This window comes from Salinivibrio sp. IB643 (genome assembly GCF_001996105.1).
GTDB classification, from domain to species: domain Bacteria; phylum Pseudomonadota; class Gammaproteobacteria; order Enterobacterales; family Vibrionaceae; genus Salinivibrio; species Salinivibrio costicola.
Genome location: NZ_MUFF01000043.1, coordinates 1 through 12,125, shown reverse-complemented (window position 1 = coordinate 12,125; position 12,125 = coordinate 1). Strand labels below are relative to the sequence as shown.

The 12,125-nt window shown below is 46.1% G+C and carries 11 protein-coding genes; 8 read left to right on the top strand and 3 right to left on the bottom strand.

Annotated features, from left to right (window positions below):
* On the top strand, positions 1-366 hold a 366-nt coding region (locus BZG77_RS13590; RefSeq protein WP_131826161.1), incomplete at its 5' end, for a helix-turn-helix transcriptional regulator.
* Here BZG77_RS13590 and BZG77_RS13585 read toward each other — a convergent pair.
* From BZG77_RS13585 to malI, 3 genes are all read right to left on the bottom strand, one after another.
* On the bottom strand, positions 357-1,121 hold the full coding sequence (locus tag BZG77_RS13585) for a PTS sugar transporter subunit IIA (protein ID WP_077647621.1): 765 nt from the start codon (positions 1,119-1,121) through the stop codon (positions 357-359). The two genes, BZG77_RS13590 and BZG77_RS13585, sit on opposite strands and share 10 nt — an antisense overlap.
* The gene (locus BZG77_RS13580; protein WP_077460448.1) at positions 1,118-1,423 is read right to left on the bottom strand and encodes a PTS fructose transporter subunit IIB; all 306 of its coding nucleotides are present in this window, start codon (positions 1,421-1,423) and stop codon (positions 1,118-1,120) included. The genes BZG77_RS13585 and BZG77_RS13580 overlap by 4 nt, the downstream gene beginning before the upstream one ends.
* Positions 1,424-1,585: 162 nt before the next feature.
* Entirely contained in the window at positions 1,586-2,608 is a 1,023-nt protein-coding gene (malI, locus tag BZG77_RS13575) for a Mal regulon transcriptional regulator MalI (protein ID WP_077647620.1), read from the bottom strand.
* A gap of 233 nt (positions 2,609-2,841) precedes the next feature.
* On the opposite strand from malI, the gene malX reads away from it, so the two are divergent.
* The 7 genes from malX to BZG77_RS15255 all read left to right on the top strand — a co-directional run.
* A complete protein-coding gene (malX, locus tag BZG77_RS13570; protein ID WP_077647619.1) occupies positions 2,842-4,416 on the top strand; it encodes a maltose/glucose-specific PTS transporter subunit IIBC in 1,575 nt (524 codons plus the stop codon).
* Between the two features lie 82 nt (positions 4,417-4,498).
* Entirely contained in the window at positions 4,499-5,677 is a 1,179-nt protein-coding gene (locus BZG77_RS13565; protein WP_077647618.1) for a MalY/PatB family protein, read from the top strand.
* A 137-nt stretch (positions 5,678-5,814) separates the two neighbouring features.
* Positions 5,815-6,747, top strand: a complete 933-nt coding sequence (locus BZG77_RS13560; protein WP_077647617.1) for an alpha/beta hydrolase — start codon at positions 5,815-5,817, stop codon at positions 6,745-6,747.
* A gap of 357 nt (positions 6,748-7,104) precedes the next feature.
* The gene (locus BZG77_RS13555) at positions 7,105-8,454 is read left to right on the top strand and encodes an MBL fold metallo-hydrolase RNA specificity domain-containing protein (RefSeq protein WP_077647616.1); all 1,350 of its coding nucleotides are present in this window, start codon (positions 7,105-7,107) and stop codon (positions 8,452-8,454) included.
* A 448-nt stretch (positions 8,455-8,902) separates the two neighbouring features.
* Positions 8,903-10,300 (top strand): mannose-1-phosphate guanylyltransferase/mannose-6-phosphate isomerase, encoded by a 1,398-nt coding sequence (locus BZG77_RS13550; RefSeq protein WP_077647615.1) that lies wholly within the window; start codon positions 8,903-8,905, stop codon positions 10,298-10,300.
* A 3-nt stretch (positions 10,301-10,303) separates the two neighbouring features.
* Positions 10,304-11,683, top strand: a complete 1,380-nt coding sequence (gene cpsG / locus BZG77_RS13545) for a phosphomannomutase CpsG (protein WP_077647614.1) — start codon at positions 10,304-10,306, stop codon at positions 11,681-11,683.
* A gap of 91 nt (positions 11,684-11,774) precedes the next feature.
* On the top strand, positions 11,775-12,125 hold a 351-nt coding region (locus BZG77_RS15255; protein ID WP_158011451.1), incomplete at its 3' end, for an ABC transporter permease.

The window sequence follows — 12,125 nt, the reverse complement described above, 5'->3', positions numbered from 1 at the left end:
CAATTAGTTGATAAACCAATATTCAATGCCCACTCTCGCGGGGAAGATCTCTACCAGGGGATCTGTATTTACATTCAAGAGCATTACCAGCAAGCCCTTTCGCGTGCGGATATTGCCGCGCATTTCCACATCAGCCCGAGCCACCTGTCACGTTTATTTAAACAATATGGCCATATGACACTGGCAGATTACATTGTATGGGTGCGCATTGACCGAGCCAAATTTATGTTGATGCGTTATGAGTTCCGATTAGTCGATATTGCCTGTCGCTGCGGGTTCAATGACGTGAACTATTTCTGCCGCGTGTTTAAAGCGAGAACGGGCAAGACTCCTTCTGAATATCAACGGCTCAGTCATCAATCCTGATCTAACGCGGCATCTAGCATCGCAACTTGGGTAGGAATATCATTGCAGTGTATCAGCCAGCGCCGGAATGCGAATGAAGACAAACGGCGAGACAGGCGGCTGATGGCGCGTAGTGTTGTACGCTCGATGTCGCAGGGGATCGCGATCGCAATACACAGTGAAACCGATTCTTGATTCAACCAGGTCATCGCTGGCTGACAGCGAGTCACTATGATGGCGGGATGAGGGACGCTGCTATCAATAATATGAGGGAGTGCAACCTGATCGCCAAGGTAGGTGGATGAATGTGCTTCTCGCGCCATAAAAGCAGCATAAGCTTGCATTGATGTGTCTTTTTCCGCAACGCGTTCAACGATCTCCCTAAACAGCGATTCACACTGTGTCGCTTGGGTGTGTAACCCTTCAACGCGCAGATTTGGATGCGCGAAGCGCGATGGCGTGTCTAACGGATTGTTTGCGGCAGCAGTAAAGGCAGAGGTGCTGAGTAAATGCCAGTGCTTACTGACGTATTCAGCGAGCACTAAGCACATTAGCTCGGCATCTGCTCCCTCAATCAGAAGCAGGCAAATATCATTAGGCTGGGTGCCCGTGGCAAGCATGGATAAGGTATCAGTGGTGGCAGCTGTGCAGTCTTTGCTGACATTCACAAAGGTGCTTTTTCCACTAAACAGTGAGCATAGCCTTGCCAACTCGCTCATTTGCCAGCTGACTAAACCTTGCAGCGGCGCCGAAAAGCAAACAAATGCGCCCGTCATAGGGAAAGTTGCGTTTGTAGCGCCGCTTTCGCATCCGTGAGAACGTCTTCCATGGCAAGGCGAACAATGGTTGAGTGACTCAACCTTTCTGCTTTTTCTAGCTCGATATCAGAGACAATAACCACGCACTCTGCTTTCATGATCTCATCGAGTGATAAGGCATTTTCAATCCCCATTGCCCCYTGGGTTTCCACCTTTATCTGAATACCAAGACTTTTGGCKGCTTTCTCAAGCTGCTCAGCCGCCATGTAAGTGTGGGCGATACCWGTCGGACAAGCGGTAATTGCGACGATGTTGTTCATAGTGGTTGAAACRTYATAGTRGTTGAAACATTATAGTGGTTGGAACATTATTGTTGGTTGAGTCGMTAAAATAGTGCCAGTTAGGCGAGGTGAAAGAAAGCGTATCTATCACAGTCGCGAGGTGACAATATAGTAAAAGACKTTATCACACACGATAGAAGATTAAGCAGAGTCACGAATGATTAACTTGGGAGGGAGAATTAAGTTGCAAGGCTCTCTATCTTTTTGTCTCAGTTGATCGATCAACCGCTTTGCTGCTTGTTTTCCCATCTCACGAGCATTGGAATTGATAAAAGTCAGAGAGGGTACGGTTAGAGCTGCTTCTTCGACATCATCGAAACCAATCACGGATACCTGTTCACCAATAAATTTATCTTTGCCGATCGAGCGGCCAGTTCGRTGTATCCCATATACTGCGCCTAACGCTGTTGATGAGTAATGGCACAGTATRGCGGTAATTTGTGGATGGGCTGATAATAATTGCTGTATCGTTTGTGCGGCGGTAGCTTGACTTTTRCCACACTCAATAACCCATTCTGGTTTAAAAGGTAAACCAAACTGCATTAAAGTTGAACAGTAACCACCGATACGYTCTGCGCGACACAGTGACGCGCTTGTTCCTCCTACATAAGCGATCCTACGGTGCCCTTGTTTAATAAGGTGTTCCGTTGCYAACTTTGCMGCATAGGTATTGTCAGGACCAACATGGTCGATTTGTCGATCATGTGATGCKCGTGAGATACACACCATGGGTAGGTTGTGTTGTGTCAACTTTTCGAGATTGAACTGCTGGCTTTCATCGTTAGGGCAAAATGCAATGCCACCAACACTTTGACGCGCCATCGTCAATACACACTGTTCTAGTTTCTCTTGGGTTCCCCCGCTTTGAGTAAGAAACAACATGTATCCTTGTTGTTCTAGYTCCTCACTCAGCCCAGCCGCGATTTCGGCATAGTATGGGTCACTGATATCTCTGAGAATAAGCCCAATAATTTCACTGGCATTAGCCCTTAGGTTGGCGGCCGCTCGATTACGAATATAGCCGAGCTCTTCCACTGCATGATTAACCTTGTCGATCATACCAAGCGAGATCCGCCCTTTATTTCCCAAGACCATGGATACCGTTGTCACGGACACGCCAGCGTGTCTAGCGACGTCTGTGATCGTCACTTTTTTTGAGGACATAGGATTACTTACCAGTTTGAAAAAACGTTTTATCAAGCAACTTTAACGCCATTTTTTTAGTTTTKAAAGGTTTAAGCTGCTTTTTGATATGTTCTTTAACTCGATCACACAAMGAATGATAAAACGTTTTATCATAATTTTATCAGCGTATATTTAAGACGAYTAAAAAACGTCATCCGCACATAATGTGATCGGTATGAGCCCTACACGTTCTCATGTTCTGGAGAAGGACTATGTCTAAAAACAATAACAAATCGACCATGTGGGAGTTCTTGCAGAGCCTTGGCAAGACCTTCATGTTACCCGTCGCGCTATTAGCATTTTCAGGGATCCTGTTGGGTGTTGGTAGCTCATTGTCTAGCGCAGCGATCAAAGACGCCATTCCCATTTTAGATTTTGCACCTTTGCAGTATCTGTTTATGTGGATGACCAAAATAGGGCTTGTGGCGTTTATCTACTTGCCAGTCATGTTCGCTATCGCGATTCCATTAGGGTTAGCACGTGAGGAGAAAGGCGTAGCAGGGTTTGCAGGSTTTGTTGGTTATGCAGCGTTCAACCTTGCAATTAACTTTTTTCTCACGGTTGCCGGTGTGCTGGATGATGAATCGGAACGCCTCKCCTATGGTGTAAAGAACATTATAGGCATTGACTCGATTGATACGGGTATCCTAGGGGCGGTGCTTGTTGGTGTAATCGTGGCCAAGCTTCATCAGCGTTTTTACACCTTTAAAATGCCAGATGCGCTAGCCTTTTTTGGCGGTGCACGCTTTGTTCCTATTATTGCAGCGCTTGTACTCGGCGTCGTTGGTGTCCTTATTCCTTTTGTATGGCCTTATTTTGCTGCTGGCATTAATGGTATCGGCCATGTCATTAAAGGCGCAGGTGATTTTGGGCCGATGCTATTTGGTACCGGGGAACGTCTATTACTGCCGATCGGYCTCCATCACATTTTAGTCGCGCTCATTCGATTTACAGAAGCGGGTGGCACGATGGAAGTGTGTGGCCAAACGGTATCTGGTGCGCTTAATATMTTTTACTCTGAGTTATCTTGCGCTGATACCACTACGTWTACTCCCGAAGTGACGGCGTTTTTATCACAAGGGAAAATGCCAACTTTCCTCGGTGGGCTACCTGGTGCCGCGCTTGCAATGTATCACTGCGCGCGACCAGAGAGTCGTTCAAARATCAAGGCGCTGCTTGTYTCGGGCGTAGTGGCATGCGTTGTTGGYGGCATCACCGAGCCTCTAGAATTTCTTTTCTTATTCGTTGCGCCAGTTCTTTACTTTGTTCATGCCATTCTGACGGGCTTAGGCTTTATGGTCATGGGGTTACTCGATGTCACAATTGGTAAYACAGATGGCAATCTGATCGATTTTCTAGTGTTTGGCATTCTTCAAGGCACCGCGACTAAATGGTATCTCGTGCCGCTTGTCGCAGGTATTTGGTTCGTCGTCTACTATTTTGTATTCAAACTTGCTATTACAAAATTCAACTTAAAGACMCCYGGACGTGATATTGATACAGCCGAAATAGACAAAGAACTTGAAGTCGCTGTTGTCAATGMATCAGGTAAAGGTGCGTCTATGCTTGCAGCTCTCGGTGGTAAAGAGAATATTGCAGCATTAGATAACTGTATTACTCGGCTTCGTTTATCTGTGAACGATATGAGTTTAGTTGACGACGCCAAACTAAAAGCAAATGGGGCGCTTGGTGTCGTGAAGCTCGATCAACACAACCTCCAAGTCGTGATAGGGACCCAGGTTCATCTGGTGAAAAATGAAATTCAAGCCATGATGACAGCGAGTTAATCAAGAAACGTTAAAAAACTAATACGGTGCAATATCGCTACATATTCATTGCACCGTAGTTCGTCAATTTTGGAACATTATTATGCTTTATGATGTCGACTTTGATACACCCATCGATCGCAAGGGTACATACTGCACACAGTGGGACTACGTGTCGGATAGRTTTGGTCAAGCTGATCTTTTACCTTTCACGATTTCAGATATGGATTTTGCTATTCCACAGCCGATTATCAACGCATTGAAAACGCGTCTTGAGCACCCAGTATTAGGGTATAGCCGYTGGAACCATGATGACTTTAAATCAGCGATTCGCCAYTGGTATAAAACGCGCTTCGARTGTGATATCGATACAGAGTGGTTGGCCTATGGCCCATCAGTTATTTACATCGTCTCCAAGCTGATTGAACAATGGAGTCTACCCGGACAAGGGATTGTGTTTCATACGCCGGCTTATGACGCCTTCGATAAAGTGATTGCAGGACAAGGTAGAAAGTGTATCCGTAGCCGATTAATCGAACGGATAGGGCGATTTGACATTGATTGGCCAGATTTTGAGGCGAAGCTAGCTGATGARAACAACACCGTACTTTTGTTGTGTAGTCCTCACAACCCGACAGGGCGAGTATGGTGSCAARAAGAGCTTCAAAAAATAGCWGATCTGTGTGACAAATACCAGGTAAGCGTGATTTCTGACGAAATCCATATGGATATCTGCTTCAAACCTCATCGCCCTTATGTAGATATTGGGCGTGAWCATCGTTGGGCAGTCGTYACTTCTGCGTCAAAGTCCTTCAATATCCCAGCATTGACAGGAGCCTATGCACTGATTGCTGATAAGAAAAGCCATAATCAATATTTGCACAGGCTGAAGGAAGTGGACGGCTTATCTTCACCGTCAATATTGGCGGTACTTGGGACGATGGCGGCTTATAACGAAGGTGAACKTTGGCTAACGGCGCTTAATGATTACGTGCTGGCCAACCATGAGTACGTAAGAGATACATTGCAAAGCGCTTTCTCTGAAATCATTTATCAAGTGCCAGATTCAACTTATTTGGCGTGGATCGATTTATCACCATTGAATCTAGATATGAAAGCGCTTGAAAAGACATTAATTGAAACATTCCATGTTGCTATCATGCCGGGTAGTACGTATGGAAAAGCAGGGAAAAACCACATGAGACTGAACCTCGGTTGTCCACGATCTAAAGTAGAGGTGGGTATCGATGCGTTAATTCAAGCGATTAAACGACAGCGTTAAATGCATATCAGAAAGAGTAGATAAGGAAGCCTACTCTTTTTCCGCTCCCTCCCTCGCAAAATCCTCCAAACACCATACAACTCAACGACCTACCTCGCTTATCCTTCCCCGCACATTCATAACCGGTGGATGATGCCATGTTATTTATTACCAGCCGTATTCCTGAACAAGGGCCGACCAGTGAGGCCGGCCGTTGGCTAAGCTTTGATAACCAAAATACCGATATCTCAAAGTGGGTGTATTTATGCCAGCGCGCCGGGCAGGGCGAATACCAAGAGATCACCGCGGCGCCGTTTATGGCCAAACTGAAAGCCTTACCCGCGCATACTCAAATCCTCTTTTTGCTCCATGGTTATAACAACCAAATGGAGCGCAACATCTTCCCAATGGCGCAGACCTTACAACACCAGTTTGATCGCCTCGCCCCCAACGCCATGCTGGTGGTGCCGATTATCTGGCCCTGTGACGACGATGGCCGGCTCGATGCTATCGATGACTATTGGGACGATCAACTCGCCGCCACCGCGTCAGGGTTGGCATTTAGCCGCTTACTGGCGATGTTTGATGACTGGCGCCGCGCCCCCGAGCAACAAACCACCCCGTGCAAACGCCGCATGAACGTCCTTGCCCACTCCATGGGCAATCGCACCTTAATCAGCACTTTTTCCCATTGGCACCAACACGCCGGGCTCGACACTATGCCGCAATGGTTTCGGCATATCTTTATGATGGCCGCCGATGTTGATAACCAAGCCCTAGAGCCACACCGACCGGGCAGGGCAGTGCTGGATGCCGCCAAACAAGTCCACGTTTACTATGCCGCCGATGATATCGCCATGGCCGCCTCAAAAGTGGTCAACGTACGCCACCGCACCGTCACCCGGCGATTAGGCATGACCGGCCCCGAAAACCTCGACGCACTTCCTGCGAATAAAGTGACGGTAACCGACTGCGACGCCTTTAACGACCACTTCGACCCAAATTGGGGTCATACCTATTTCCTCACCGACGACAACGGCCACCCAAGCCCATTGATAGAACAGATGATGGATAAGATGATAGGTACATAAATACCATTAGCGACGATGGTGCCATTGGCGACGGTGACACAAGCCCCGGTAAGATGATGGACAGGTGCACATTGTAAACGGGCGCCTGTCACGATCAGCGCCAATTTTAACACCGGCGCCAACTTTGACCTTAATGTCGGATGGCGCGCGGCCGGCTTAGGTATTCATGATTGGCATCGCACTGGCGCTTATACCGACCTACGCGATATTCATGATTTTTGCATACAGAGCGCTTCGCTCACAGAATACCGAAAAGAGCAGCCGGTGCTCGCATTGAGGCTCTACGCTCTTTCCGTATTCCGTAATCTTTCCCTAGGACCTAGTACCCTAGGAGCTTCCCCCAACAAGGACGTTATTATGCCCAACACCTCAATAAACAATGAAACCCTCACCGTCACCCACCACGGTGGTTATCAAACCGTGACTGGCTCTTGCCACCAAGTCGACATTAAACCGACAGGCTTACGTTTATTAATTGACTGCGGCCAATACCAAGGCGATGACGCGCGGGCGGCGAGGGTGAACCTCAACGGCAAACGCATTGATGCGCTGATCCTCACTCACGCCCATATCGATCACTGTGGTTTGCTGCCTTGGCTACTGGCGGCGGGCTTTAACGGCCCTATTTATTGCACTGAAGCCACTGCGGAGCTGGTGCCGCTATTGATTGACGACACCTTAAAGCTGCAACTCAACATGCATTATGGCAATCGCCAGCAGGTGCTCGAACGTATCCGCCAGTTAACCGTGACGCTGTCTTACAACAGCTGGCACCGGCTAAAGCCCAAGCAAAAAGGGCAGCCGGCGACCTATTTGCGCTTGCAACCGGCTGGGCATATTTTGGGGTCAGCTTATGTTGAATTAAAACTGCCCGACGAGCAGCGCGTAGTGTTCTCCGGCGATTTAGGGCCCAGTAACACGCCACTGCTGCCTGATCCAATCCCGCCAAGCCGCGCCGATATTTTGTTTTTAGAATCTACCTACGGCGATAAAACCCATGAGTCCGTCGCCAACCGTGCCCAGCGGCTTGAGGCGATCATTCAACGCTCACTAGAAGACGGTGGCGCGATTTTGATCCCCGCATTCAGTGTCGGCCGCACCCAAGAGCTGTTGTTTGATATTGAGCAGCTTATTCACCAAAAGCAGCTTGATGAGGCGCTCCCTATCATTCTTGACTCGCCCATGGCGCAAAAAGTCACGCGCCACTATCGCCAGTTTAAAAAGCTATGGAGCAAAGAGGCCAAAACCAAGCTTAATCAACACCGCTATCCGTTAGCCTTTGAGCAATGCATCACCATTGATGAACACAGCCAGCACATGGCACTGGTGAACCGCCTAAAACAAAGCGGCGAGCCGGCCATTGTGGTCGCCGCCTCCGGCATGTGCCAAGGCGGACGGATTATGAAYTAYCTCGCCGCCTTGCTGGAAGACAAACGCACCGATGTRATTTTTGCCGGCTAYCAAGCCCAACACACCCTCGGACGTGATATTCAGCAAGGCAACMAACAAGTGTGGATAGACAACWCGCCAGTCAYSGTYAACGCCCAAATCCAYACMMTYTCCGGTTACTCCGCCCACGCCGAYCAAAAYGACCTGGTYAAMTTYGTRCAAGGCATCCAACCGCCGCCAAAACAAATCCACTTGATTCATGGCGAACCGGATAGCCAGCGGGAACTAGACGCGAAGCTGCTTTTTCCCATCCCCTAGGGCCCTTTCGCCCAAAAAAYCGCCACACCGCTTGCGCAATGTCGACTTTTTGGCGCTCGGTCTTTTGCCTGCAAAAATTAGCAGGTAAACTCAAAGCCCRTTAAAATTTACCGGCYRTGCGCCTTGCGCGGCCAYATACAATCTAGSTATGCGCACAGGGGGAGCGACACCTCATGGCGGTAGCGTTGTTGAAATACAGTGAAGTTTGTAACCGAGCACATCAGAACACCGTATTAAAGGCTCTAGGCCAGTCTTCTCAATGTGTTTTTTGAAAGTAGATTTAGATCACTACGAGTTAAGTGGTCCAGATACTGAAAATATAATGTCGGTTGCTTGTATAGTTAGGTTTAGAGTAAAAGCTACTGCGAATTGTGAGAACAAGTCCCCACAATACGGATGTTAGTGAGTTTTCTTTTTCTTTATATAAATAAATCAATAGGTTAAATAAATGTTCATACCTGTCATTATGGCTGGAGGTTCGGGTTCTCGTTTGTGGCCGCTTTCTCGTTCAGCATTTCCGAAACAGTTTTTGGCATTAGGTAATCATAACTCTTTGACAATGTTACAGTCTACGCTAGACCGTATTAACGGTATGTCCGCGTCAGAAGCTATTATCATTTCTAACGAAGATCATCGTTTTGTTGTAGCTGAACAGCTTCGCACGTTTGGACAGAAAGCGAGTATCATTTTAGAGCCAGCAGGAAGGAATACGGCTCCGGCCATTGCATTAGCCGCTATGCAAGCAATCAAGCATGGGGAAGACCCAATTCTATTAGTTTTAGCGGCTGATCATATAGTGCAAAATGTTCCTGCTTTTCAAACGTCAATCCGCGATGCACATACAATTGCAAAGCAGGACAAATTAGCAACTTTTGGTATTGTTCCAACCGCCCCGGAAACAGGCTATGGATATATTAAAAGAGGAAAAAAGGAAGACGAATCTGCATATATGGTCGACCAATTTGTAGAGAAGCCTAGAGCAGATTTGGCAGAAAAATATGTTGCCAGTGGTGAATATTATTGGAATAGCGGCTGCTTTATGTTCAAAGCAAGCGTCTTTTTAAACGAACTTAAAAAGCATTCACCAGAAATCTACGATTGTTGTTTGAAAGCGACAAGCAAGACAACAGCAGATTTAGATTTTATTCGCGTAGATAAGCACGAATTTCTAAAATGCCCCGATGACTCCGTTGACTATGCAGTCATGGAACGTACAGACAAGGCTGTCGTGGTGCCTATGGATGCAGGCTGGAGTGATGTCGGTTCATGGTCTGCGCTTTGGGATGTATCAGAAAAAGATAGTGCCGGTAATGTGATTCATGGTGATGCGATTACTGAAAATACTGAAGGGTGCTATATTTATGCGCCAAGTAAATTGGTTGCCTCAGTTGGAGTGAAAGATATTGTCGTCGTTGAAACGAAAGATGCGGTGTTGGTTGCGCACAAAGATAGTGTGCAACAAGTAAAAAAGATTGTTGAGCATCTCAAAGCAGAAAATAGAGCAGAATATAGAGACCATAGAGAAGTGTACCGTCCATGGGGTAAGTCAGATGCAATTGACGGTGGTGAGCGTTACAAAGTGAACAGAATTACTGTTCAGCCGGGTAAAAAGCAATCACTCCAGATGCATTATCATCGAGCAGAGCATTGGGTGGTGGTGTCTGGTACGGCTAAAGTGAGCAGTAATGGTGACGAACAGATTATCACAGAAAATCAATCCATCTATATTCCTGTGGGGGTGAGCCACATGGTAGAGAACCCCGGAAAAATGCCTTTGGAACTTATTGAAATACAATCAGGTTCATACCTAAACGAAGATGACGTAGTACGTTTAGAGGAAAATTAAGCAATGAATAAGTTAACATGTTTTAAAGCCTATGATATACGTGGCCAGTTAGGCGAAGAGCTTAACAATGACATCGCCTATCGTATCGGCCGTGCCTACGGCCAATTTTTAAAAAATAAAAGTGCTGAAGAAAAAAAAATCGTTGTCGGTGGTGATGTGCGCTTAACCAGTGAAGAGCTAAAACAAGCACTAGCTAATGGCTTAATGGATGCTGGTGTTAACGTTGTAGATATTGGTGTTACAGGTACCGAAGAGATTTATTTTGCAACTTTCTATCTTGGCGTAGATGGTGGTATTGAAGTTACAGCGAGTCACAACCCAATGGATTACAACGGTATGAAATTGGTTCGCGAAGGTTCGAAACCAATTAGTGGTGATACTGGTTTGCGTGAAATTCAAGCTTTGGCTGAAAAGAATGAGTTTGTGGATGTTGAAGTAAAAGGTAACTACAAAAAGGTATCTTTACTTCAAAAATACGTAGATCATTTAATGGGTTACATTACACCAACAAATATAAAGCCAATGAAGCTGGTTATCAATTCAGGTAACGGAGCTGCAGGTCACGTGATTGATGAGCTGGAAAAACGTTTTTTTGAACTGAATATCCCGCTAGAAATTATTAAGGTTCACCACGAAGAAGATGGTAAGTTCCCAAATGGTATTCCAAACCCTCTATTGCCAGAGTGCCGAGCAGACACTTGTGAGGCAGTGATAAAGAATAACGCTGACATGGGCATCGCCTTTGACGGTGATTTTGACCGTTGTTTCCTATTTGATGAAAATGGTGACTTTATTGAAGGTTACTACATCGTAGGCTTACTCGCAGAAGCTTTCTTACAAAAAGAAAAAGGCGCTAAAATTATTCATGATCCACGCTTATCTTGGAACACTATTGATGTGGTTACCAAAGCGGGTGGTGTTCCCGTTATGTCTAAAACTGGACACGCATTTATTAAAGAGCGTATGCGTAAAGAGGATGCCATTTATGGCGGAGAAATGAGTGCTCATCATTACTTCCGCGATTTTGCTTATTGTGATTCAGGGATGATCCCTTGGTTGTTGGTTACAGAGCTCCTTTCAGTTAAAGGTATGAAGCTATCAGAAACTGTGAAAGAACGTATCGCTGCCTATCCTTCATCTGGTGAAATCAACTCGAAGCTTGCTAACCCTAAAGAAGCAATTAACCGAGTTTTAGGCGCATACAAAGGCTCTGAGCTCGTCTTTAATGAGATAGATGGCATTAGCTTGGAATTTGATGACTGGCGCTTTAATTTGCGTTCTTCAAATACTGAGCCGGTTGTTCGCTTAAATGTAGAATCGCGTTCTGATGAAGCACTAATGAATCAACAGACAGAAGCAATTCTTAATATCTTAAGATCCTAATATCACTGATAAATTACTCGGAGCTATCGAACTTTCCAATATGGTACTTTGGCTCTGTTACTTTTATCACTTATAGAGTTTCAGTTATATAATGAAAAATATTCTTCTCCCTTTGTGGGCATATAGGTACTTTATCCTATCGTCTATTCGCACTGAGTTTCGCTCTAGGTTTGCTAGAAGCAAAGTAGGTGGCCTATGGATGGTCCTTAATCCTTTGGCGATGGTGCTTGTGTATGCACTAATCCTTTCACAAATCATGACTGCAAAGTTGCCAGAGGTTGCGACTCAGTACGCGTACCCTATATATCTTCTCTCTGGAGTCATTGGTTGGACCCTCTTCTCAGAAATTTTAGGTAGGTGTCTCACTATATTTATAGATAATGGAAACCTATTGAAGAAAATGTCATTTCCAAAGTTCGCTCTACCTTTGATTGTCATAGGA

Coding starts and splice junctions, on each gene's coding strand:
- BZG77_RS13585 (WP_077647621.1), bottom strand. CDS start 1,121: ATGACGGGCGCATTTGTTTGCTTTTCGGCGCCGCTGCAAGGTTTAGTC.
- BZG77_RS13560 (WP_077647617.1), top strand. CDS start 5,815: ATGTTATTTATTACCAGCCGTATTCCTGAACAAGGGCCGACCAGTGAG.
- BZG77_RS13550 (WP_077647615.1), top strand. CDS start 8,903: ATGTTCATACCTGTCATTATGGCTGGAGGTTCGGGTTCTCGTTTGTGG.
- cpsG (WP_077647614.1), top strand. CDS start 10,304: ATGAATAAGTTAACATGTTTTAAAGCCTATGATATACGTGGCCAGTTA.